Source organism: Stenotrophomonas genospecies 5 (genome assembly GCF_054473825.1).
The window spans coordinates 2,834,676-2,857,802 of sequence record NZ_JBTMUW010000001.1 but is presented as its reverse complement, the minus strand read 5'-3'; the positions used below and the strand labels follow the sequence as shown (position 1 = coordinate 2,857,802).

The following is a 23,127-nucleotide window of genomic DNA, read 5'->3' as shown; positions in this document are numbered from 1 at the left end:
CGGCGGCGATGGACCGCTGCGTTGCGCGGTCAGTTGGCCAGCTGGCAGGTCGCCGGCTTGGCCGAGGTGAACAACGCCGGCGTCGCCCACTCGGGGTGGTCGATGAACGGGTTGCGGTTGCCCTGGAAGCTGTAGATCACGTCGTTGCGCGCGCGCTCGGCGTCGTCCGGCGGATCGGACAGATGCCAGTCGATCAGGGTCGAGAGCAGGCCCATGTAGGCCGGCGAACTGCTGGTCCTGACGATCCGGCTGCGGTCGTCGGTCAGCTCCAGGTCCGGCTCGGACTGGCCGGTGGCTGCATCCTTGCCGCCCTCGTAGCGGATCGCCATGTACATCACCGCGCGCGCCATGTCGCCCTTGCGATGGCCCCACACCTCGAAGGTGCCGGTGTTGCCGTCCGGCGTGCGCACCCAGTTGGAATTGCCCGGGTAGCCGCCGCTGCCGCCGCCATGGCCGTTGTTGGCCTCGGTGGCGCGCTCGCCACAGTTGGCATCGCACTTGCCGAACGGCTTGTTGCCGCGGTCGGCATTCCACTGCGCATCGGTCAGGTACAGCATGTGGGTGTCGGTGTAGGGCGCGTACGGCAGGCCCTTGTCGCCGGTGGTGCTGGCAAAGCCCAGCGAGTTCGGCCAGGTGTGCTCGCGGTTGTAGGTCAGGCCGCTGCCCGTGCCAGCGCGATCGCTGACCTTGGCGTAGCTGCGGTTGCGATAGGCATCGAGGATGCGGTTGGGATTGTTCGGATCCTCGTCGGCGATCTCCAGGATGGTCCAGGTGCTGGTGCCCGACCCGCTGTACGGATAGGCGGTGTGGCCCTTGATGGTCGCGTGCAGCGAGCAGCGCAGCTGGCTCGGGCTGGAGGTGTTGACCCTGGAGTAGTAGCCCGCCGGTACGCCGGGATTGCCCGGATCGGGGTTGCCCGTGGCGCTGGCCACGGTGAAGGCGATGCGGCTGTCGGCAGCCGGATGCGCGCCCTGCAGGTCGGTGATGCGCGCGGCGCGGATGTCGAAGCGGCAGGCCTCACCGGCCACCAGCGCGGTGTTGGTGGACAGCTTCACGCTCCTGCCGCTGGCCGGGTGGGTCAGCGGTACGCTGCCGGAGGCGCCGCAGCTCAGCGCGAAGGCGCCGCTGGCCAGGTTCACCGTCTCGCTGAACACCACTTCCAGATCGGCCGCGGCCGGGAACGTGCTGCTGCCCTGGGCGGGGGTGGTGGTGGACACCGATGGCGGCGTATTGGGACCGGGCGTACCCTCACCGCTGAAGGTCTGGCCGTTGTTGCAGCTGCCGAAGGTGTGCGTCGCCGATTCGGCCCAGGTGAAGTGGGCGTACTGGCTGCCGCTGCCCGTCAGCTGCAGTGAGGTGCCAGGGGCCGTGCTGTTGGTCTCGGCCACCGGAATGTTCTGGCTGGTCATGCCTGCGGCAGGACCGCCGGAGGCAGTGATCGTGCCCTCATAGCTGAGGAACTGGACCACCTTGCCGCTGGCGTCGACCAGCGCGATGCCGTCGTTGGGACCGTTCTGGATGCCGTTGGTCGGATAGCTGACCACGGCCAGGGTGGCGCTGCCGCACCCGGCGGCGCTGCCGGCAGGGACGGCCGTGTTGGCGTACACCGAAGCGGCCGACGGCGTGCTGCCGTTATAGAGATACAGCCGATAGCCGGACAGATCCTCGCCGGCGGTGGCCACGACCTCGATCGCCTCGCCGACGTCACCGGCTGCGGTGCTGTCGTCGTAATGCAGTTCGTTGATGAAGACCTCGGCCTGGGCCGGCGCGGTGGCCAGGGCCAGCACGCAGGCGGTGGCGAGCAGGGACAGCAATCGCATCGACGACTCCTTGTGATTGGGAATGCGCGGCCGAGCCTAAGGCCGATCCAGTGACACTTTGTCGTAAATGAACGTCAGATATCTGACAGTGCGACGTTGGTCACCTAATTCGGGGCCACCCCACCGCACTGCCGCAGCGTCCGGCGCGGAAACTTTTTTCGCGACGCCCCTTGAAAGCCTCCCGGGGGGCTCCATCTCTGCCGTGCTCCCGACCTTGTCGGGTTTCTTCACGTGCGGTTCTGGCACTCGCCTGGTGCGAGTGCTAACATCGCCGGACTTTTTTAGACCAATCAATCACTTAAGAGGTCTCCTATGAGCATCAAGCCGCTGCACGACCGCGTTGTGGTCAAGCCGATCGAAGCCGACGAAATCTCCGCCGGTGGCATCGTCATCCCCGACTCGGCCAAGGAAAAGTCCACCAAGGGTGAAGTCGTGGCCGTCGGCCCCGGCAAGCCGCTGGACAACGGCAGCGTGCGCGCGCCGTCCCTGAAGGTCGGTGACAAGGTCATCTACGGCCAGTACGCCGGCAGCTCGTACAAGAGCGAAGGCGTCGAGTACAAGGTCCTGCGCGAAGACGACGTGCTCGCCGTCATCGGCTGAGCCCCGCCGCGACCTGTTTCAACCTGATCCCCACATCCCAGCCGCCGGGCACGGCCCGGCGCGACCAATGAGGTAATTGCAATGGCTGCCAAGGATATCCGTTTCGGTGAAGACGCCCGTTCGCGCATGGTGCGCGGCGTCAACGTTCTCGCCAATGCCGTCAAGGCCACCCTCGGCCCGAAGGGCCGCAATGTCGTGCTCGAGAAGAGCTTCGGCGCCCCGACCATCACCAAGGACGGCGTCTCCGTCGCCAAGGAAATCGAACTGGCTGACAAGTTCGAGAACATGGGCGCGCAGATGGTGAAGGAAGTTGCTTCGCGCACCAACGACGACGCCGGCGACGGCACCACCACCGCCACCGTGCTGGCCCAGGCCCTGATCCGCGAAGGCGCCAAGGCCGTTGCTGCCGGCATGAACCCGATGGACCTCAAGCGCGGTATCGACAAGGCCGTCGTGGCTGCCGTCACCGAGCTGAAGAACATCTCCAAGCCGACCGCTGACGACAAGGCGATCGCCCAGGTCGGCACCATCTCGGCCAACTCGGACGAGTCGATCGGCCAGATCATCGCTGACGCGATGAAGGAAGTCGGCAAGGAAGGCGTGATCACCGTTGAAGAAGGCTCGGGCCTGGACAACGAGCTGGACGTGGTCAAGGGCATGCAGTTCGACCGCGGCTACCTGTCCCCGTACTTCATCAACAACCAGCAGTCGCAGACCGCTGACCTGGATGACCCGTTCATCCTGCTGCACGACAAGAAGATCTCCAACGTCCGTGACCTGCTGCCGGTGCTGGAAGGCGTCGCCAAGGCCGGCAAGCCGCTGCTGATCGTGGCCGAGGAAGTCGAAGGCGAAGCGCTGGCGACCCTGGTGGTCAACACCATCCGTGGCATCGTCAAGGTCGTGGCCGTGAAGGCCCCGGGCTTCGGCGACCGTCGCAAGGCGATGCTGGAAGACATGGCCGTGCTGACCGGCGGCACCGTGATCTCCGAAGAAGTGGGCCTGTCGCTGGAGAAGGCCACCATCAAGGACCTGGGCCGCGCCAAGAAGGTGCAGGTCTCCAAGGAGAACACCACCATCATCGACGGCGTGGGCGACAAGGCTGCGGTCGAATCGCGCGTTGCGCAGATCAAGACCCAGATCCAGGACACCTCCTCGGATTACGACCGCGAGAAGCTGCAGGAACGCGTGGCCAAGCTGGCCGGCGGCGTTGCCGTGATCAAGGTGGGTGCGTCCACCGAAATCGAAATGAAGGAAAAGAAGGATCGCGTCGACGACGCCCTGCACGCTACCCGTGCAGCCGTTGAAGAAGGCGTGGTTCCGGGCGGCGGCGTTGCACTGGTCCGTGCGGTCACCGCGCTGGCCGGCCTGAAGGGCGCCAACGAAGACCAGAACCACGGCATCCAGATCGCCCTGCGCGCGATGGAAGCCCCGCTGCGCGAGATCGTCGCCAACGCCGGCGAAGAGCCGTCCGTCATCGTCAACAAGGTCAAGGAAGGCAGCGGCAGCTTCGGCTACAACGCCGCCACCGGTGAGTTCGGCGACATGCTGCAGTTCGGCATCCTGGACCCGACCAAGGTGACCCGTTCGGCGCTGCAGAACGCGGCCTCGATCGCTGGCCTGATGATCACCACCGAAGCCATGGTTGCCGAAGCTCCGAAGAAGGACGAGCCGGCCCTGGGCGGCGCCGGTGGCATGGGCGGCATGGGTGGCATGGGCGGCATGGACTTCTAAGGTCCGCTGTTCCCGATGAAGTGAAAAACCCCGCCGCAAGGCGGGGTTTTTTTTGTGGGCGGCTGGGGGCAGGCCGGACGCCTGGATGATGCTTAAGTTATTGATACATGGCGCCTTAATTCGGATGTGCTAGCATGGTTACATGGATATCAAGGGCCGGATCCTGCGCCAGATTGACCCTGCTAGGCCGGGGGTTTTCTTGCGTTCCGAGTTCAATGATCTGGGTGGACGTACGCAGGTCACTGAAGCCTTGCGGGCCTTGGTTGAGAGCCACCAGCTTGAGCGTCTTGAGCGCGGTATCTATGCGCATCCGGGCACTGTGGCGCGGCTCGGACGCGCTGGTCTTTTGGCAACGAAAGAGCATGGCTCGGCGCGCGGCAACGTTGTTACGGCGATTACCAAATTGGCGCGTCGGCTCGCCAAACGTGAAGGCGTACAGTACGCGGCGCGTTACATGGATAGCTGGGCCAGTGCAGTGACATCACTGGCGGGCGACACCGTGCAGAGTGATGACACCGATGATCTGCTGGTCGCATTGACCCGCGAGGACAAGCTCTCCGGTCAGGAAATGGTAAAGCTGGTGATGGCGCATCACAGGCTCAAAGGTGTTTGATCCGTTCGGTGACTATGAGGCGGTGGGATACCTGCGAAATCATGCAGGCGAGAAAGACCTTGAGTTGATCAAGATCGCGGAGCATCAATTGTTTCGCGCTCAGCTGCCCAAGGCCTTGAAGTATCTCGAGCAAGCTGCGCATATCGACTATGCCGCCTTCCTCAGGGTCCATCAGATTCTGTTCGAAGGCCTGTATCCGTGGGCGGGAATGGACCGCGCAACGGTCGCGCCAGACAAGCACGTAACCAAGGGGCACGTTCACTTCTGTCATCCATTCGAGTCCCAGCGGGCAGTGGTGCATGCGCTACATCTGGCGCAGGAGAAGGGGCGGATCGCTGATGCACCGGGTCTCATCATGGGATTGTTCGCATACGCCCATCCCTTTCTCGATGGCAATGGGCGCGCGATGCTACTGGTGCACGCAGAGCTCTGTCATCGCGCCGGGTTTTCAGTGAACTGGACTGCTACCCGGAAAGATTCTTATCTCGCCGCATTGACTGCGGAAATCGAGTCGCCGGACCAAGGGCATCTTGACGGATACCTGCGGCCCTATATTGGCCCGCAACTCGATCGTCATGTGTGGTCCCAACGTATCGATGGGCTCCGCGGATTGGATGGAGTACGCACAGGTGAAGACCAGGTTGCAGCGTATGAAGATCCAGCTGTCGCTGCTGGGTACGACGCGTTCGATCAAGCCCGCAATTACCACATTCCGGAGTAGTGGCCCCCGCCGCGAGGTGGGGATCTTTGTCGTCATCTGACAAAGCTCTTGTTGCCGTATTCCCAATCCCACGGCACCCCCGTCTCGCCCAGCACGAAGCGCACCAGTGCCGGAAAGGCCGCTTCGGCGCGCACATCGTTGCCCAGGATCACCACGCAGCGTTGGCCTTGTTCGACGCACACCAGCGTGTTGCCCACCGCATCGTCATGTCCGCCCTTGTAGAAGCCTGCGCCCTGTGGACCGGTGAATGTCACCACGCCCAGTCCCGCAGCTAGGTTTCTGCGCCGCTGCGCCACCGGCAGTTCCGGCTGCAGCGTCGGGAACTGGCTGGCGGTGGTGATCGGCAGCTGCGGCCGCACCAGCTCCCGGCGCATCGATGCCGACAGCCCCTGGCCACTGACATAGCCGGCAGCGAAATTGCCCATGTCGGCGATGGTCGTGTCCATCGAACCGGCGGCACGCACGCGGCTGCGTTCATCGTGCGGCTCCGCCGTGCCTTCGGCGGTCCAGCCGTCGGCCAGATTCGTGGCGAAATCCTCGCGCCACATCATGCTGGTGCGGGGCATGCCGAAGCGGTCGAATACGCGCTGCTGCATGAGCCTACCCACGTCCAGGCCCAGCCCGCGCTCCAGCACGAACTGCAGCAGGATCAGGCCTTCGCCGGAATAGCCATAGCGGCTGCCCGGATCGAAGTGGAATTTCAGTTTTCCGTCCGGCTCCAGGAATGCAAAGTTGGCAAAGCCGCTGGCATGGTTGAGCAGCAGGCGCGGGGTCAGCCGGCGCCAACGTTCGTCGCCGGCCAGCACGGTGTAATCGGCGTACTTCTTCGGCTCGGCCGGATAGTCCGGTAGCGGTCTGTCCAGCGCGCTGGCGATGCTGGCATCCAGATCGATCACCTTGTCCTGTGCAAGCTGCGCGATCAGGTGGCCGAAGGCCATCTTGGTCAGCGATGCCGCATACATCACCGTGTCGGTCTGCAGCGGTTCGCCGGCAGCGTTGCGCTCGCCATAGGCGGCGACGTGCACGACCTTGCCACCGTCGACGACGGCCACTGCCATCCCTCGGGCGTGGGCGACCTGCATCAGGCGCTTGGCTTCGGCATCGATCCGGGCCGGGGAGGGCACGGGAGGGGGAGCGGCCATTACGGCGGCGGGGAACAGCGTCAGCAACAGCAGGACGGCACGGCGCATGCGTGGAACTCCTGGCGGGACGTGGCGCGATGCTACCGCAGCTTCGGCTGCTTGCAGCCCCCTGCGCGAGGAGTGCGCCCGGCCGGGCCCGGCGGCAGGCCCCGTAGGTGTTGCGCTCCATCCCGTCATGAATATGATTAGGCACCTAAACATATTGGAAATCACCGTGCTTGAGGCAAAACATGGCGCCCTTCTGGATGAGGCCCGGCGACGTGGCCACGCCAATGTCGCCCTCCTGCATCTGTGCTTCCAGCTGCTGTCGCTGTCCTCGGCGATCGATCGCGACTGCGCCAGCCGGCTGGCACCGCACGGGCTCAGTGAGGGCCGCTTCATCGTGCTGTTCCTGCTGCACGGTGCCGGCGGCACACTGTCGCCGCATGCGCTGGCCGAGCGCGCCGGCGTCACCCGCGCCACCATCAGCGGCCTGCTCGATGGCCTGCAGCGCGAAGGTCTGCTGCAGCGGCGCAGCGATGCGGACGATGGTCGTCGCCTGCAGATCGTGCTGACCGCGCAGGGCAAGCGCCTGGCCGAAGACCTCTTCAATCAGCACACGCAGTGGATCGCGGGCCTGTTCAACGGCCTGGACACTGCCGAGCAGGTGCAGCTCTCACAGCTGCTGGCCAAGGTGTGGCAGCACACCGGCGGCGGACGGAAGGACCTGCAGTGAGCGCAGCGATCAGCCCGGCGCGAAAGCATCAGCTGGATACCGGGGCAGCCGCCAGCACGCATCTGGCGGAATGTCTGGCCGTGGACTTCGCGGTGTTGCTGCAGACCGTTGCGGTGCTGCCGGAGACTGCCATTCAATGCATGCGCGATGCCGCCAGCAAAGGCATTACCCAGCGCATGATTCTGGCGGCAACGCTGTTGCGTGAGGCCAGGCAGGGTGATCCTGCACAGTGGCAGTCGCATGCATCCGACACCGTGCGCGGCTGGGCCTGCTACCTGATCGGTGGCGATGCCACCGCCTCCCTGCCGGTGAAGCTGGAGAAGATGCGCCCGTTGGCCGATGATCCGCATTTCGGCGTGCGCGAATGGGTGTGGCTGGCGCTGCGCACCGACATCGTTGCCGGGCCACTGCTGGCGCTTGAATGCCTGCAGCCGTGGACGCAGGAACCGTCCGCGCATCTGCGCCGGTTTGCCTGTGAAGCACTGCGTCCCCGTGGCGTCTGGGCGGCGCACATCGCTCTTTTCAAGCAGCATCCCGAACACGCGCATTCGCTGCTGGAGGCACTGGCTGATGATCCCGAACGCTATGTGCAGGATTCCGTCGGCAACTGGCTCAACGATGCCGGGAAGACCCAGCCGCAGTGGCTGCGTGACCTGTGCACACGCTGGCAACGCGAGCGCGACAGCCCTGCCAACGCCTACATCCGCAGGCGCGCACTGCGTTCACTGTGATCCGGCGGGGGCCGGCCCATGACCGGGCCATCGGGCCCGGTCACATTGCGCGGACGCGGCTAGTGGGGCTGCAGGCGTTCGGCCGCATGCGTGGCCAGCCCCAGGGATGCCAGCATCAACCCTTCCATCACCCGGTCGCTCACGTGATGTTCGGGCGCGGCATTCTGGCGGCAGCGTTCGGCGGCCAGCAGCACCTCCTGCACGATGCGCAGGCCGGCCAGTGCGCCATCGGCATCGGCCAGCATCATGCGTCGGCCGTTCGCTGGATGGCGCTCGGGCCAGGGTTGGCCATCGGCGGCCGCACCGCTGCCGATGCGTTGCAGGTGGGCGACCAGACCGTTGGGATCGAACGGCGCCTGATCGGCATTGGCCGGATCGGGGTGGGCACCGGGGAAGGGAACGTGTGGTGTGTTCATGGCGTGTGCTCCGTACAGGACAGACGACACCGCCACCGGAAGAGGTGGCGGACGGTACGTGGCGGCAAAGACCGGGTCACTGATCCGGCGGGCGCAAGCGCCCCCCCGCACCGCCCGCCATGGAACGCGGACGGATTGCCAGCCGGCGCCGCCCAAGGCGACGCCGGCTGACAAGCGTAAACAACATCTCCTCGGGCTTTGCCGACCCGGCCACCCTTTTCCGGTGGCAAACCATCTTGAGCACATGTATCGCATATGCCATTGCCCGTATAACCGCGCATCGATCGCCTGCACGCCCCTTCCGGGCCGAAGGGTGGGAAGCCTGGAAGGAAGATCTCAACGCGGTGGCACCATCGGTCCAGTCGCGACACGATCGATCCGTACACCGGCACATGCGCCGGTCATCCGAACGCGGTAAACAGTGCATTGCCCACGTCTACCCACAGGGAAGTCGATCATGCAGAGCACGCTCCAGGTCACGCTGTTCGGCCCTCCCGGCGACACCCCGGCGTTGCAGTTGCCGGATGTGGACGGGCCCTCGGTGGCGATACCGGAATCGACACTGCGGCGGCTGGTCTCCGATCTCTACACGGCGCGGTCCCTGCTCAACCCCGAGCAGCTGGAGGAGGCGAGGCGGGAGCTGGACCAGGTGCTGGAGCGCTGGGCCGATATCCACGAGGGCCTGCTGCTGGACGTGGAAGTGCATGGCAGCCGCTAGATCGCCGTGCTGCTGAACCGCTTCCCCAGTTGCGGATGAAACATTTTGTGCTGCGCAGAAGCTGTGCTATCAATACACCCCATGAACGCAGCCGCTACCCGCTTTTACTGGTATTACTTTCCGAAGCCACTGGCGGAGGAAGGACTGCGCTCACCCTGAAGAAAGCTTCAGACGCATTCCCGAAAGCCGCCAGCGAACCTGGCGGCTTTTTTCATGCCGCCTCGCTGGGGACCCCCAACGTACCGGAGACCTCCCCCATGCCCCCCCATACCGACGACCTGCGCATCCGCACCATCGAACCGCTCACACCGCCTGCCCAGCTGCTGGCGATGCTGCCGTGTGACGATGAAGCCTCCGACACCGTCAGTGCTTCGCGCGCGGCCCTGCACCAGATCCTGCATGGCCGCGACGATCGCCTGGCGGTCGTGGTCGGCCCGTGTTCGATCCACGATCCGAATGCGGCCATCGAGTACGCACAGCGCTTGAAGCCTCTGCGCGACGCGCTGGCCGGCGAGCTGGAGATCGTGATGCGCGTGTACTTCGAGAAGCCGCGCACCACGGTGGGCTGGAAGGGCCTGATCAATGACCCGGACCTGGACGGCAGCTTCCGGATCGACAAGGGCCTGCGCATTGCCCGCGGCCTGCTGCGCGACATCAACAAGCTGGGCCTGCCGGCCGGCGTTGAATTCCTTGACGTGATCTCGCCGCAGTACATCGCCGACCTGGTGGCATGGGGCGCGATCGGCGCACGCACCACCGAAAGCCAGGTGCACCGCGAACTGGCCTCCGGCCTGTCGTGCCCGGTGGGCTTCAAGAACGGCACCGATGGCAACGTCAAGATCGCGGCCGATGCGGTCGGCGCGGCCTCCAACCCGCATCACTTCCTGTCGGTGACCAAGCAGGGCGGCACCGCCATCGTTTCGACCACCGGCAACCCGGATTGCCATGTGATCCTGCGCGGCGGCAAGCAGCCGAACTATGACGCGGCCAGCGTGGCCGATGCCTGCCAGGCACTGGCCAAGGCCAGGCTGCCGACGCGGCTGATGATCGATGCCAGCCATGCCAACAGCCTGAAAAACCCGGAAAACCAGCCGAAGGTGATCGAAGACATCGCCGTTCAGCTGGAGGACGGCGAACAGCGCATCGTGGGCGTGATGATCGAGAGCCATCTGGTGGGAGGCCGGCAGGAACTGGTGGAAGGCCAGCCGCTGGTCTACGGACAGAGCATCACCGATGGCTGCATCGACTGGGACACCACCGTGACGGTGCTGGAGCGACTGGCTGCGGCCGTGCGCGCCCGTCGCGAAGTGACGGTGTCAGAAGCCGCCTGAGCGCGGCATGTGTGTGGATGGCGGCCTGCGCCTGCGGGGGTGCGGCCGCGATCAGGGCCGGTCGGAGTTGGAGACCGGCCCGTCCGCACCGGCGATGCGCCTGGCGCTGCGCATGAGCGACAGCGCCAGGTCCATCGCCGGGGTGGTGCAGGGCACGAAGGGGAGCGCCGGGCCACGCCCGGCGAACACGCCATCGTTCAATGCACTTCGTCGTGATACACGAACTTCGGCATTTCCCAGCGGTAATGGATCGCCAGCAGGCGCAGGGCGAAGCCGCCCGCCAGGCAGCACAGGATGGCCGTGGCATCGGACACGTTCCAGTGCAGCAGCAGCAGATAGGCGGCGCCGGTCAGCAGCGCGATGATCGCGTACAGCTCCTTCTGGAAGATCAGGGGCACTTCGTTGCACAGAATGTCGCGCAGCACGCCGCCGAACGCGCCGGTCAGCATGCCGGCGATCAGCACGATCGGCGTGGCATGACCGGCCTCGCGTGCGATCGAGCAACCGATCAGGGTGAAGGCGATCAGGCCCAGGCCGTCGAGCACCAGGAAGGTGCGGCGGAAGTGGTGCATCCAGCGTGCGACCCAAGTGGCGATCAGCGCCGCGCACACGGTGAAGCCGAGGTACTCGGGATGTTTGACCCAGCCCAGCGGATAGTGGCCAAGCAGGATGTCGCGCAATGAACCACCGCCGAGCGCGGTAACGCAGGCGATCATGACCACGCCGAACAGATCCATGCGGCGGCGTCCCGCGGACAGTGCGCCGGTCATGGCTTCGGCGGAAATGGCGATCAGGTAGATGATGGACAGCAACATGGAACAGGCTCCGGACGCGATGGGGCCGGCCATGCGCGGACGCCGCCATTGCCTGCGCAATGACGGGATGACGATGACCGGTGCCGCTCCCGCTGTCCTTTTGCCTGAGAGTTCAGTGGCGTAGGCCGCGTGCCCCTTCGGCGGATCGTACCGGGCATGCCCGGTGACCTCTCTCCAGCTCGGCGAGTCGAATGCATGGTTGGTGGGATTCCAGCCCACCGGCCTGAGCGATCATGGGAGCCTGCGCCTTCGGCGGGCGCCAACGCGGCGCCTCTCTCCTGCATTCGCGGGCAGTATATCCGCTGCGGTGCAGCACGGCATAATCCCGGCATGGCCCCGTCCCACCGCCCGTGGTTCCTGTACCTGCTCGAATGCCGCGATGGCAGCTACTACGCTGGCATCAGCACCGACGTGGACGCGCGTTTCGCCGCCCATCGCGCCGGTACGGGGGCGCGCTACACCCGGGCCCGCCCGCCGCTGCGCATCCTGGCCGTGCGCGAGTACCCGGACCGCTCCGCCGCCTCGCGCGCCGAATGGCAGCTCAAACAGCTGCCGCGCGAGCGCAAGCTGGCGTGGTTGCAGGCATTGGATTCCGCATCTTTGTAGCGCCGTGCCCAGGCACGGCGCATCGCAGTCAGTCGCGACGCGACGTGGGGTCAGATCCCTTTCCGCAGGAAGGGGATCAGACCCCGTTGCAGACCTGCGCTACCGTTTCGGCCGGCGGTCATCCTGGTCATCGCCGAAGATGATGCGTGCGCTGCGCTGGTAGCTCCAATACGCCACCGCCCAGTTCAGCAGCACCACGATGCGGTTGCGGAAGCCGATCAGGAAGAACACGTGCGCGGCCAGCCAGAACCACCAGGCCAGCACGCCCGACAGCTGCAGGCGCCCCAGGTGCACGATGGCGGCCATGCGGCCGATGGTGGCCAGGTTGCCGTAGTCCGCGTACTTGAAGGGCCCGGGCTCCGGCCTGCCGTGCAGGCGTGCACGGATGACCTCGGCCACGTACTTGCCCATCTGCTTGGCGGCGGGCGCTACGCCGGGCACGGGCTTGCCGTTGGCCTGGTTCACCGCGGCCAGATCGCCGGCCACGAACAGTTCCGGATGCCCGGGCAGGGTCAGGTCCGGCTGCACCTGCACGCGCCCGGCACGGTCCAGTGGCACGTCCAGCGTGCGCGCCAGCGGCGAGGCGGCCACGCCGGCCGCCCACACCACGGTGCGCGCCGGCACGAACTGGTCACCCAGCGTGAAGCCCTGGCTGTCGATGTTGCTCACCGGCGTTCCGGTCAGCACTTCCACACCCAGCTTTTCCAGCTGCCGGCGCGCCTTCAGCGAGAGCACTTCCGGGAACGAGGACAGCACGCGTGGACCGGCTTCCACCAGGCGCACCTTGGCGCTGGCCGGATCGATGTGGCGGAATTCATTGCGCAGCGTATGGCGTGCAATCTCGGCCAGGGTGCCCGCCAGTTCGACGCCGGTCGGGCCGCCGCCGACGACGGCAAAGCTGAGCCACGCCGCCTTCCTGGCCGGGTCCGGTTCGGCTTCGGCGCGCTCGAACGCCAGCAGCAGCTTGCGGCGCAGGGCAATGGCATCGTCGAGGGTCTTCAGGCCGGGCGCATCATCGGCCCACTGGTCGTTGCCGAAGTAGGCGTGAGTGGCGCCGGTAGCCAGCAGCAGGCTGTCGTAGTCCAGCGTGCTGCCGTCGGCCAGCCGCACCTGGCGGAGCTGCCTGTCGATGGCCACGACCTCACCGAGCCGCACTTCCACGTTGCGCTGGTGGCCGAGGATGTGGCGCAGCGGTGCGGCGATATCCGGCGCTGACAGGCCTGCAGTGGCGACCTGGTACAGCAGCGGCTGGAACAGGTGATGGTTGCGGCGGTCGACCAGGGTGATGCGGATGCGTTCGCGTGCCAGCGCACGGGTGGCCCAGAGGCCGGCAAAACCGCCGCCGACAACGACCAGGTGGGGAACGCGCTCACGACTCATCGACTCACTCCAGGGGGCATGGGGAACCGTCCGGCATCTTCGCACGGCGGCGGCCTGTCACGTCAGCGTGCGCGCGGATCGGCGATACTCGGATTCAGGCAACCGCCAGCGAGAGGCCCATGAGCGAACCGGAAAAGCGCATCGCCCTGTTGATCGACGCCGACAACGCGCCCGCATCGAAGATCGACGAAGTGCTGGCGGAGGTGGCCCGCTACGGCGTGGCCAATGTCCGCCGTGCCTACGGCAACTGGAAGAGCCCACGGCTGAAAGGCTGGGAGGCGGTGCTGCACGAGTACGCGATCCGGCCCATCCAGCAGTTCGCCTACAGCAAGGGCAAGAACGCCTCGGACATGGCCATGGTGATCGATGCGATGGACCTGCTGTACGCGCGCAACCTCGACGGCTTCGCCATCGTCTCCAGCGATGCTGATTTCACTCCAATGGTGATGCGCCTGTTGACCGACGGGGTGAAGGTGTATGGCTTCGGCGAAAAGAAGACGCCGGAACCCTTCGTCAATGCCTGTTCCAAATTCACCTATCTGGAAGCACTGGGCCAGGCCCATTCCAGCGTGCCGGAAGTGGAACAGGGCACGGCAGAGCCGGGAGCCATCGAGCCGGCCATCGGTGAAACGGGCAGCGGCGACGAAGTGCGCCCGCGCAAGAGCGGCGCGGAAATGCGCAGCGATACACGTCTGGTGAAGATGCTGCGCCGCGCTGTGTCCGCCGCGGAAGGCGAGGACGGCTGGTCGCACCTGGGGCCGGTGGGCAGCCAGATCGCCAACCAGGCCTCGTTCGATTCGCGCAACTATGGCTATGGAAAGCTGAGTGATCTGCTGGCGGCGATCGGTCTGTTCGAACTGAAGAAGGATGGCAAGTCGTCCTACGTGCGCGCGCTGCCGAAGAAGAACCGGTAGCGCCGGGCCATGCCCGGCCGACGCCCCCCGCGCATCATTCCGCACGCCCACATGTACGCCGATCGGGCGTATCGTTGCCGCTCGCATTGCCCGCAAGGAATACCCGCATGTTGAAGATCTGGGGCCGTCGCAATTCCAGCAACGTCCGCAAGGTGCTGTGGTGTGCCGAAGAGATCGGCCTGCCCTACGAGTCCATCGAAGTGGGCGGCAGCCACGGTGGCACACAGACGCCGGAATACCTGGCGATGAACCCCAACAGCCTGGTGCCGGTGATCGAGGACCAGGGCCTGCCGCTGTGGGAGTCCAACGCCATCGTGCGCTACCTGAGCGCGCGCTACGCGCTGGGGACACTGTACGCCGAGGATCCGATGGAACGCGCACAGGCCGAGAAATGGATGGACTGGAGCACTTCGCGGATGGCGCCGCTGTACAGCGATCTGATCTGGGGCATCATGCGCACCGCGCCGGCAGACCGCGACGAATCGCGGATCAATGCTGCCATCGTCCGCGCCGCCGATTACCTGGCGATGGCCGACGCGACGCTGGCCACGCAGCCGTGGCTGTCGGGCGCGACATTCGCGATGGGCGACATCCCGTTGGGTTCACTGGTGTACGCCTGGTATGAACTGCCGATCCAGCGTCCGGACCTGCCCCACCTGGCCGAGTGGTACGCCCGGCTGCGTGAGCGACCCGCTTACCAGCGCGGCGTGATGTCACCGCTGACGTAAGCGGGAATCGCGCGCGGTAACGGTAGCGCCGGGCCATGCCCGGCGGATTCTGCTTGCATTCAATACAGATCCGTCGGATCCACATCCAGCGACCAGCGCACCTTGCGGGCTTCCGGCAAGGCATACAGCTGCGGTACCAGCTGCGCCAGCATGCCGTGCAGAGGCGGGCGCTGTGCCGATGACAGCAGCAGCTGCGTGCGCTGGTAGCCGGCCCGGCGCGGCATCGGTGCCGGCATCGGTCCGTACGCCTCCACCAGCGCCTGTTCGCCCAGCAGTCGCCGTGCAGCCAGCAGGAACGCGTTGGCGTGCTCCACCTGCTGCGCTTCGGCACGCATCAGTGCCAGATGCGCGAATGGCGGGAAGCCGGCGGCCTGCCGCTGGTTCAGTTCGGCCTGCGCGAACGGGTGGTAGCCGCCGTTGACCAGCGTCTCCAGCAGGGGATGACCCGGATGGTGGGTCTGCAGCCACACCTCGCCCGGATCGCGGGCGCGCCCGGCGCGGCCGGCGACCTGGATCAACTGCTGCGCGAGTTTCTCGCTGGCGCGGAAATCGGCCGAGAACAGGCCCTCGTCGATGCCGACCACCACCACCAGCGTGAGTCTGGGCAGATCGTGGCCCTTGGCCAGGATCTGCGTGCCGACCAGGATGCCGGCCTGGTCCCCCAGCTTGGCCAGCTGCTGTTCCAGCGCATCGCGGCGGGCGGTGGTGCCGCGGTCGATGCGCACCACCGGGTACTCGGCGAAGGCGGCGGTGAGGTGCTCCTCCAGCCGCTCGGTGCCGATTCCCTGTGGCTGCAGGGCCAGGCTGCCGCAGGCGGGGCAGGCCAGTGGCGCCGGTTGCCGCGCACCGCAGTGATGACACTGCAGGCGACGGCCGCCGCCATGCACGGTCATCGGCGCATCACAGCGCTGGCACGGCGCCGTCCAGCCGCAGTCATGGCACAGCAGTACCGGTGCGTAACCACGCCGGTTCTTGAACACCAGCACCTGCTGGCCGCGCTGCAGGTGCTCGCCGATGCCGGCCAGCACTTCGGCCGAGAGACCGTCCTGCAGGGGACGCTTGCGCACATCCAGGATGCGCACGCGTGGCGGCCGAGCGTCGCCGGCGCGCTGCTTCAGGCGCAGGTGCAGGTAACGACCGGCATAGGCGTTGTGCAGGGTTTCCAGCGACGGTGTCGCGCTGCCCAGCAGCACCGGAACCCCCAGCGCCTTGGCACGCACCAGGGCGAAATCGCGCGCGTGGTAGCGGATGCCGTCCTGCTGCTTGTAGCTGCCGTCATGTTCCTCGTCCACGATCAGCAGGCCGGCCTGCGGCAGCGGCGTGAACACCGCCGAGCGGGTGCCGACGATCACCCGCGCTTCGCCGCGCGAGGCGGCTGCCCAGACGCGCGCGCGCTCGTTGTCGTTCAATCCCGAATGCAGCGCATGCACGGCGATGCCCAGGCGGCCGCGGAAACGCGCCAGGGTCTGCGGCGTCAGTCCGATTTCGGGCACCAGCACCAGCGCCTGCCGGCCTTGGGCCAGGCAGTGGATGATCGCCTGCAGGTAGACCTCGGTCTTGCCGCTGCCGGTCACCCCATCGAGCAGGAAGGGCTGGAACCCCTCCGCGGCGTTGATCGCGGCAACGGCTTCGGCCTGGTCCGGATTGAGGGTCGGGCCGGGCAGCGGTTGCGCGTGCTGTGGCGCCACGCTCAGTGCAACGCGCTCGGCCAGTGCGCGCTTGCCGAGACTGCGCGCCGCGCTGCGCCAGTCCTCCATGCGCGCCCCCAGCACGTCCTCGTCCACGACGGCGTCGGCCAGCAGTTCCGCCAACTGCCGCGGGCGGCTGCCTGCGCGCAGCGTGCCGCGCTGCGCGTGGCCTGCGGCGGTCAGCTGCCAGCCCCAATGATGGGTGTCGGGCAGGGCTTCGCCGTGCCGCAGCGGCCCCGGCAGGGCCGTGCTCAGCACTTCGCCCAGCGGCGCGTGGGTGTATCGGGCCAGCCATTGCAGGCTCTGCCACAGTTCGCCCTGCAGCAGGGGCGCGGGGTCGCACCACGCGAGCGCCTGACGCAGGCCCTGGCCGTCGTCGGCCTGGCCGTGGCCGGCCACCACGCCGATGAGTTCGCGGTTGCCGAACGGCACCTTCACCCGGCAGCCGACCGCCATGTCCGGGGCATCGCCCTGCGGCGACAGATAGTCGAACAGGCGGGGCAGGGGGACGGGCAGGGCGACCTGCAGGGTCGGAATCGGGTCGAGCATCGGGGCAGTGTAACGGGCCGTGTGCACCCGCATGCCGCCCGGAAGGCCCACACGGGGGACGTCGCCGAATCATAAATGTCACCTAAATATCGGTGTCCATTGGAGATTCAGTCTTATCCACACGTTCTGTGGATAACACTGTGCGTTACCGGTCAACGGCTGGGCAGGACGCCGATGGCGACGGCCTCGCCCTTGGGTTGGTCAAAAAATCGCCATACTTTAAAATGTATTAAAATCAATATGTTATGTGTGAAACATTGCTGAAACAGAGTGAATTCAGCGAGATGTCGCGGTTTTGCCGGGCGCCAGCGTGGTGCTGTGCACAACCTGCAGCATGAAGTGCCCACGGACGCAAGTCCTGCCGGGCGCCGATGGCCTGCCGCTATCATGCCGGCAGACCTCTGGAGTGACCGATGACCGCTGTGCCCGCCCCTGTTTCCTCGACCGCGGCCGGTGCGCTGTCGGCGTTTCTGCGTGGCGTAGAGCGCCGTGCCCTGGTAGTGGCGGAGCTGCAATGCGGCGACCCGGCCCGGGCCGAGCAGACCCTGGTGGCGGTGATGCGCGCCTTCTCGGCCGTTGCCAGCGATCTGCCGATGGCACAGTGGCCGACCCGCTTCTGGACCCTGCTGGGGCAGCGGCAGGCACTGCGCGAGCCGGCCCCGGGCCAGTGGCCGCCGGCACTCGCCGCACTGGGCGGCATGGCACCGCTGCCACGGCTGGCCCTGCTGCTGCGGGTGGGCGGCAGCCTGGATGAGAACATCGCCACGCGGGTACTCGATCGTGATGAGGCCGGCTACCAGCAGCTGCTGGCCGATGCCTGCCCGCGTGATGCCCAGGGTCAGCCGGATGCCGTTGCCTGGCGCGGCCTGGCCGAACAGGTGCAGCAGCGCATCCGCGACCTGCCGGCGCAGCGCCTGCAGCAGCTGCAGCAGCCGGCAGCTGCCACCAGCAGCAATCCGCAGGCGCCGACGTCCAGCTGGAGGGCACCGCAGCGCGATGAACGGAGCGCTGCCAGCCCCCGGCGCCGGCGCCCCGATGCCCGACCGCGCTGGCGCGGGCCGGCGATCCTGCTGCTGACGGTGGCAGTACTGCTGGCAGCCGCTCTGGGCTGGCGCCATTGGAGCGGTCGGTCGCTGGTGAGCGATGCGCCGCTGCCGGAGGGGGTGGTTGCCGAGGCCGGCCCGGTCACGGTCGAGGCGCTGCCGCCGAGCACGGTCGCTGCCACGCCGCAGGCGGACAGCGCCCCGGCCAGCGATGACGCAGCAATGCTGGCCGACCGCGATTATCCGTTGCTGGCCGAGGCCGATCTGTATGCCTGGACGGCCGCCGGTGGTCCGCTGCCGGTGGACGAGTCGCAGACCAAGCCGAGCCGGCCAGAGCCGGCCAGCGCAGTGCTGGAAACCGCCGCCGCCGATGAATAAGTCCGTGATCACCAGCCTGCTGCTGGCCATCCCGTTGTCGCTGTCCGCAACGCCCCAGACCCTGAATGTTCCACTGCCACCCGCGCCGGCGGCCACGCCCGCGGTCCCGCCATCGGCGGCACCCACCGCGTTCGTCCAGCTCGACGCGCAGCAGCAGCGGCAGCGCCGCGCCGACTACGCCGCTTGGCGCGCGCTGCCGGAAAGCGAGCGCGAACGCATCCGTCAGGCGGCCACGCGGTTCGCCGCACTGCCGGCCGCACAGCAGGAGCGCCTGCGCTCGCAATTCCAGGCACAGGACCAGGCGTTCCGCGATGGCTGGCGGCTGGGGCCGCAACTGGGCGCGGAGTTTCCCAAGCTGCATGGGCTGTTCGGCTTCCTGCCACCGCAGCAGCGCGACAGTGCACTGGCCGTGCTGCACCAGCTCAGCCCGGCACAGCTGGCGCAGTTGGCGCTGGTGGCCCAGCGCACGCCGCCGCAGGAACGCGATGCGGTGCGCAGCGCGTTCCTCGCCGTACCTGCTGCGGAACGAGACGCCTGGCTCAAGCGCCAGGCCGGCCAGTAAGCGCGCGGTCAAACCCAGCGTTCACGCCATGTCATGGGAATGAACGCACCGCGCGCGTAAGATGACGGCCCGCAACCCGGTGCCTGTGCCCTTCGCGCGCAACCGCAGTTCGCGTCCTGCATCCCATGTCCAACGCAACCTCCACGCCGCGCTTCAGCAAGGAAGTCGGCGCCACCGGTCTGCTCGCCCTGCCGCTCGTGCTCGGGCATGTCTCCACCGGCCTGATCTCCTTCGTCGACAACGTGATTGCCGGTCATCACGCCACCTCAACCCTGGCGGCCGTGACCATCGGCACGGCCCTGCTCTGGCTGCCGATGCTGATTCCGATCGGCACGCTGATCTCGCTGACCGCCTCGGTATCACAGCTGCACGGCGCCGGCCGCGAGCGCGAGATCGGTCCGCTGTTCCGGCAGGCGTTGTGGCTGGCGCTGGGCCTGGGCCTGATCATGTTCACCTTCCTCACGGTGGTGCCGCCGCTGCTGCCCGCCTTCGGCATCGCGCCGGACATCGTGCCCGGCGCAACAGCGTTCCTGCACGCGGTGCGCTGGGGCGGGCCGGCGCTGACGCTGTACTTCTGCATGCGCTATCTCAGCGAGGGCATGCACTGGACGCTGCCGACCATGTTGATCGGCTTCGGCGGCCTGGTGGTGCTGGCGCCGATGGGCTACGTGCTGGCCAACGGCAAGCTGGGCTTCCCGGAGCTGGGTGCCGAGGGCCTGGGCATCGCCTCGGCGGTGATGATGTGGTTGCAGGCAAGCGCATTTGCCCTCTATCTGTGGCGTACCCGGCGATTCGCCCATCTGCAGCTGTTCTCGCACTTCGAGTGGCCGCGCTGGAAGGCGATCTGGGACCTGCTGCGCACCGGTCTGCCGATCGGCATCACCGTGCTGATGGAAGGTGGGTTGTTCATCGTCACCGCGCTGCTGATCGGCCGCCTCGGCGCCAACGAGGCGGCAGCCCACCAGATCGCGATCAACGTGGCGCAGCTGTGCTTCATGATCCCGATGGGCGTGGCCGAGGCCACCACGGTGCGCGTGGGTCATGCAGTGGGGCGGGGTGATGGCTTCGGTGTGCGTCGTGCAGCCTGGGCCGGCTACGCGATCATCATGGGTACACAGACGTTGTCCGCGCTGGTGCTGCTGTTCGGCCACGATGCCATCGTCGGGGTGTACACCAACGATCTGGCGGTGGCCGGCCTGGCCTCCACGCTGCTGCTGTACGCGGCCACCTTCCAGTTCCCGGACGGCATCCAGGTGCTGTCGGCCGGTGCTCTGCGCGGCCTGAAGGACACCCGCGTGCCGATGTTCATCGCCATGTTCGCCTACTGGGGCCTGGGCATGCCGCTCGGCGCCGGGCTCGGCCTGGGGCTGGGCATGGGCCCGCAGGGCATGTGGATCGGCCTGATCGTCGGCCTCACTGCCGCCGCCATCCTGATGGGCTGGCGCCTGCGTCGCAGCAGCCAGCGCATCGGCCAGTCCGCGCTGTCCTGACCCTCCGCCCGTCACCCCGTGACGGGCGATCCCCTGACTTGTGTCCGATGCCGCCTCACACGGCACCGGCTATGCTGTTACCACGGCAAGAAGCCATCCGGAGCGCTCCATGAATCAACCCGTGCCCCCGCTGCCCCAGGCGCGTCGCAATCCCGTCGCCAGTTTCTTCATCGGGCTGTGGGACGTCATGAATTTCACCCGCCGGTTGATCCTCAACCTGGTGTTCTTCGGCCTGCTGTTCCTGCTGCTGGTGGTGTTCGTCATCGCTGCCGGCATGGGCGCCGGCGCCAGCAAATCGCTGCAGGACCGCACGACCCTGGTGATCGCACCGGAAGGGCGCCTGGTCGAGCAGTTCAGCGCCGATCCGGTCAGCCGCGCGCTGGCCAAGGCCGTGGGCGACAACAGCGCCGAAGAGGTCCAGCTGCGTGACCTGGTCCGGGTGATCGAGTCGGCGCGCGAGGACAAGAAGATCGAGCGCGTGGTGCTGGAACTGGACAAGCTGCAGCCCTCCGGCTTCGCCTCGCTGCGTGAAGTCGCCGCCGCGCTGCAGAGCCTGCGCGCGTCCGGCAAGCAGCTGGTGGCCTACAGCGAAAGCATGGGCCAGTCGCAGTACCTGCTGGCTGCGCAGGCCGACGAGGTCTACCTGGATCCGATGGGATCGGTGGTGCTCGAGGGTCTGGGCCGCTACCGCCAGTACTTCCGCTCCGGCCTGCAGGACAAGCTGGGCGTGGACGTGCACCTGTTCAAGGTGGGCGAGTACAAGTCCGCGGCCGAGCCCTATGTGCTTGATGCTGCTTCGCCGGCGGCCAAGGAAGCCGACCTGTACTGGATGAACGACGTGTGGCAGCGCTATCTGGGCGACATCGCCAAGGCGCGCCGGCTGGATCCGGCGCAACTGGCCGCCGGCATCGATACGCTGCCCGAAGGTGTGGCGGCTGCCGGTGGCGATCTGGCCAAGTTCGCCCTGCAGCAGAAGCTGGTGACCGCGCTGAAGACCCGCGAGGAGTTCGAAGACCTGATGATCGAACGCGGCGTGGCCGATGAAGACGCTGAGGGCGGCTTCCGCAATGTCGATTTCGGTCGCTACATGGCCCTGCTCGACGCCCGCCGCAGTCCGGTGGATGCACGCCCGCAGGTGGCCGTGGTGGTTGCCGCCGGCGAGATCAGTGGCGGTGACCTGCCGGCCGGCCGCATCGGTGGTGAGTCCACGTCGGCGCTGCTGCGCGCTGCGCGCGACGACGAGCAGGTCAAGGCCGTGGTGCTGCGCGTGAATTCGCCGGGTGGCGAAGTGTTCGCCTCCGAGCAGATCCGCCGTGAAGTGGTGGCCCTGCAGGCCGCCGGCAAGCCGGTGGTGGTGTCAATGGGTGACCTGGCCGCGTCCGGTGGTTACTGGATCAGCATGAATGCCGATCGCATCTACGCCGATCCCTCGACCATCACCGGTTCGATCGGCATCTTCGGCATGATCCCGAACTTCAGCCGCGCGCTGGACAAGATCGGCGTGCATACCGATGGTGTCGGCACCACGCGCTTCGCCGGTGCGTTCGACGTCACCCGTCCGATGGATCCGGCGGTGGGCCAGGTCATCCAGACGGTCATCAACAAGGGCTACGCCGACTTCACCGGACGTGTCGCCGAAGCACGCAAGAAGCCGGTCGAGGCCATTGATGAGGTGGCCCGTGGCCGTGTCTGGAGTGGCGCGCAGGCAAAGGAACGTGGTCTGGTCGATGCCTTCGGTGGCCTGAAAGACGCCGTGGCCGATGCCGCCAGCCGCGCCAAGCTGGGCGGCGAAGACAAGTTCCGCGTGCGTTACATCGAAAAGGCCGCGACCCCGTTCGCGCAGTTCGTCAGTGGGTTTGCCGGCAGCCGTACTGGTGCCTGGATGCTGTCCGATTCGGGCGTGGCGCGGATGATGCTGGCGCGCACGATGCCGGAAGTGGATACCCAGCTGCGCTTCGTCGAGAACGCCGCGCGCGAAAAGGGTAACGGCGCTCCGGTAAAGACCCTGGCGTACTGCTTCTGCGGGTTCTGAGCACAGCCAGCCACGCGTAGCGTGGATCGACGGAAAACGCCCGGCCCTTGGCCGGGCGTTTTCGTTTGGCGGCGCTCCGCTGACGGCGCCATCGCGGCGATCAGCGCGCTGCGTCGGCTTCCGCGCTGCGCTCGCGCTCGGCGCCATCATCGACGATCTTCTGCACGGCGCGCGCGCGATCGATCGGCTGCTGCGCTGCACGGGCCAGGGCTTGGGGTTCCGGCGGCCGTTCCGGGTCCGGTGCCGGTGGGCGTTGGCAGCCGGCCAGCAATACAGTCGCCGACAGCAGTACGGACAGGATCAGGATGCGCATGGCGGCTCTCCACGACGGGCGTGCGGCCAGTGTGGCACCGCCGGCAGGGGCGTGCCGTGAGCGCGTATCCTTTCTGCATCGGAACACAGCG

General features: G+C 66.9%; 22 protein-coding genes and 2 riboswitches. Of the genes, 15 read left to right on the top strand and 7 right to left on the bottom strand.

Features of this window, described 5'->3' with window-relative positions; all coding sequences use genetic code 11:
- Window positions 1-29: 29 nt before the first annotated feature.
- Window positions 30-1,820 (bottom strand): endonuclease, encoded by a 1,791-nt coding sequence (locus tag ACX9OW_RS13140; RefSeq protein ID WP_459062369.1) that lies wholly within the window; start codon window positions 1,818-1,820, stop codon window positions 30-32.
- A gap of 312 nt (window positions 1,821-2,132) precedes the next feature.
- Here ACX9OW_RS13140 and ACX9OW_RS13135 point away from each other — a divergent pair, with 312 nt between their 5' ends.
- The 4 genes from ACX9OW_RS13135 (at window position 2,133) to ACX9OW_RS13120 (ending at window position 5,485) form a co-directional block, all read left to right on the top strand.
- Complete coding sequence (locus ACX9OW_RS13135; protein ID WP_006396661.1) at window positions 2,133-2,420, top strand: co-chaperone GroES; 288 nt, start codon at window positions 2,133-2,135, stop codon at window positions 2,418-2,420.
- 81 nt (window positions 2,421-2,501) lie between these two features.
- Window positions 2,502-4,151 (top strand): chaperonin GroEL, encoded by a 1,650-nt coding sequence (gene groL / locus ACX9OW_RS13130; protein ID WP_053515717.1) that lies wholly within the window; start codon window positions 2,502-2,504, stop codon window positions 4,149-4,151.
- 142 nt (window positions 4,152-4,293) lie between these two features.
- Window positions 4,294-4,764, top strand: coding sequence for a hypothetical protein (locus ACX9OW_RS13125; protein WP_128987720.1), 471 nt, complete (start codon window positions 4,294-4,296; stop codon window positions 4,762-4,764).
- The gene (locus ACX9OW_RS13120) at window positions 4,757-5,485 is read left to right on the top strand and encodes a Fic family protein (protein ID WP_459062368.1); all 729 of its coding nucleotides are present in this window, start codon (window positions 4,757-4,759) and stop codon (window positions 5,483-5,485) included. The genes ACX9OW_RS13125 and ACX9OW_RS13120 overlap by 8 nt, the downstream gene beginning before the upstream one ends.
- 32 nt (window positions 5,486-5,517) lie before the next feature.
- Here the strand turns inward: ACX9OW_RS13120 and ACX9OW_RS13115 are convergent, their stop codons facing one another.
- Window positions 5,518-6,675, bottom strand: coding sequence for a serine hydrolase domain-containing protein (locus tag ACX9OW_RS13115; RefSeq protein WP_459062367.1), 1,158 nt, complete (start codon window positions 6,673-6,675; stop codon window positions 5,518-5,520).
- A 166-nt stretch (window positions 6,676-6,841) separates the two neighbouring features.
- Here ACX9OW_RS13115 and ACX9OW_RS13110 point away from each other — a divergent pair, with 166 nt between their 5' ends.
- A complete protein-coding gene (locus ACX9OW_RS13110) occupies window positions 6,842-7,342 on the top strand; it encodes a MarR family winged helix-turn-helix transcriptional regulator (protein ID WP_128987723.1) in 501 nt (166 codons plus the stop codon).
- On the top strand, window positions 7,339-8,073 hold the full coding sequence (locus ACX9OW_RS13105; RefSeq protein ID WP_459062366.1) for a DNA alkylation repair protein: 735 nt from the start codon (window positions 7,339-7,341) through the stop codon (window positions 8,071-8,073). The genes ACX9OW_RS13110 and ACX9OW_RS13105 overlap by 4 nt, the downstream gene beginning before the upstream one ends.
- Before the next feature lie 59 nt (window positions 8,074-8,132).
- On the opposite strand, the gene ACX9OW_RS13100 is transcribed toward ACX9OW_RS13105, so the two are convergent.
- Complete coding sequence (locus tag ACX9OW_RS13100) at window positions 8,133-8,489, bottom strand: hypothetical protein (RefSeq protein ID WP_065174435.1); 357 nt, start codon at window positions 8,487-8,489, stop codon at window positions 8,133-8,135.
- A 457-nt stretch (window positions 8,490-8,946) separates the two neighbouring features.
- Here ACX9OW_RS13100 and ACX9OW_RS13095 point away from each other — a divergent pair, with 457 nt between their 5' ends.
- Window positions 8,947-9,207, top strand: coding sequence for a hypothetical protein (locus tag ACX9OW_RS13095; protein ID WP_053515725.1), 261 nt, complete (start codon window positions 8,947-8,949; stop codon window positions 9,205-9,207).
- 257 nt (window positions 9,208-9,464) lie between these two features.
- Window positions 9,465-10,538: a 3-deoxy-7-phosphoheptulonate synthase gene (locus tag ACX9OW_RS13090; RefSeq protein WP_053515727.1), complete on the top strand. Its 1,074-nt coding sequence runs from the start codon at window positions 9,465-9,467 to the stop codon at window positions 10,536-10,538.
- A 197-nt stretch (window positions 10,539-10,735) separates the two neighbouring features.
- On the opposite strand, the gene ACX9OW_RS13085 is transcribed toward ACX9OW_RS13090, so the two are convergent.
- On the bottom strand, window positions 10,736-11,353 hold the full coding sequence (locus ACX9OW_RS13085) for a trimeric intracellular cation channel family protein (RefSeq protein WP_053515730.1): 618 nt from the start codon (window positions 11,351-11,353) through the stop codon (window positions 10,736-10,738).
- Window positions 11,354-11,435: 82 nt separating this feature from the next.
- Window positions 11,436-11,541, bottom strand: a riboswitch (glycine riboswitch).
- Between the two features lie 13 nt (window positions 11,542-11,554).
- Window positions 11,555-11,644, bottom strand: a riboswitch (glycine riboswitch).
- A gap of 39 nt (window positions 11,645-11,683) precedes the next feature.
- Between ACX9OW_RS13085 and ACX9OW_RS13080 the strand changes: the two genes are divergently transcribed.
- Complete coding sequence (locus tag ACX9OW_RS13080; protein ID WP_053515731.1) at window positions 11,684-11,959, top strand: GIY-YIG nuclease family protein; 276 nt, start codon at window positions 11,684-11,686, stop codon at window positions 11,957-11,959.
- Window positions 11,960-12,058: 99 nt separating this feature from the next.
- On the opposite strand, the gene ACX9OW_RS13075 is transcribed toward ACX9OW_RS13080, so the two are convergent.
- On the bottom strand, window positions 12,059-13,339 hold the full coding sequence (locus tag ACX9OW_RS13075) for an NAD(P)/FAD-dependent oxidoreductase (protein WP_065174438.1): 1,281 nt from the start codon (window positions 13,337-13,339) through the stop codon (window positions 12,059-12,061).
- Window positions 13,340-13,458: 119 nt separating this feature from the next.
- Here ACX9OW_RS13075 and ACX9OW_RS13070 point away from each other — a divergent pair, with 119 nt between their 5' ends.
- Entirely contained in the window at window positions 13,459-14,253 is a 795-nt protein-coding gene (locus ACX9OW_RS13070) for an NYN domain-containing protein (protein ID WP_253119249.1), read from the top strand.
- Between the two features lie 107 nt (window positions 14,254-14,360).
- Window positions 14,361-14,981: a glutathione S-transferase family protein gene (locus ACX9OW_RS13065; RefSeq protein ID WP_065174440.1), complete on the top strand. Its 621-nt coding sequence runs from the start codon at window positions 14,361-14,363 to the stop codon at window positions 14,979-14,981.
- A 59-nt stretch (window positions 14,982-15,040) separates the two neighbouring features.
- Here ACX9OW_RS13065 and ACX9OW_RS13060 read toward each other — a convergent pair whose 3' ends face one another.
- Window positions 15,041-17,218, bottom strand: a complete 2,178-nt coding sequence (locus ACX9OW_RS13060; protein WP_459062365.1) for a primosomal protein N' — start codon at window positions 17,216-17,218, stop codon at window positions 15,041-15,043.
- A gap of 413 nt (window positions 17,219-17,631) precedes the next feature.
- Between ACX9OW_RS13060 and ACX9OW_RS13055 the strand changes: the two genes are divergently transcribed.
- From ACX9OW_RS13055 to sppA, 4 genes are all read left to right on the top strand, one after another.
- Entirely contained in the window at window positions 17,632-18,639 is a 1,008-nt protein-coding gene (locus ACX9OW_RS13055; RefSeq protein ID WP_128987728.1) for a hypothetical protein, read from the top strand.
- Complete coding sequence (locus ACX9OW_RS13050) at window positions 18,632-19,201, top strand: DUF3106 domain-containing protein (protein ID WP_459062364.1); 570 nt, start codon at window positions 18,632-18,634, stop codon at window positions 19,199-19,201. The genes ACX9OW_RS13055 and ACX9OW_RS13050 overlap by 8 nt, the downstream gene beginning before the upstream one ends.
- Before the next feature lie 125 nt (window positions 19,202-19,326).
- Window positions 19,327-20,691, top strand: a complete 1,365-nt coding sequence (locus tag ACX9OW_RS13045) for an MATE family efflux transporter (RefSeq protein WP_053515745.1) — start codon at window positions 19,327-19,329, stop codon at window positions 20,689-20,691.
- Window positions 20,692-20,800: 109 nt separating this feature from the next.
- Window positions 20,801-22,723, top strand: a complete 1,923-nt coding sequence (sppA, locus tag ACX9OW_RS13040) for a signal peptide peptidase SppA (RefSeq protein WP_053515746.1) — start codon at window positions 20,801-20,803, stop codon at window positions 22,721-22,723.
- 100 nt (window positions 22,724-22,823) lie between these two features.
- Here sppA and ACX9OW_RS13035 read toward each other — a convergent pair whose 3' ends face one another.
- Window positions 22,824-23,036, bottom strand: a complete 213-nt coding sequence (locus tag ACX9OW_RS13035) for a hypothetical protein (protein ID WP_459062363.1) — start codon at window positions 23,034-23,036, stop codon at window positions 22,824-22,826.
- Window positions 23,037-23,127: the final 91 nt, after the last annotated feature.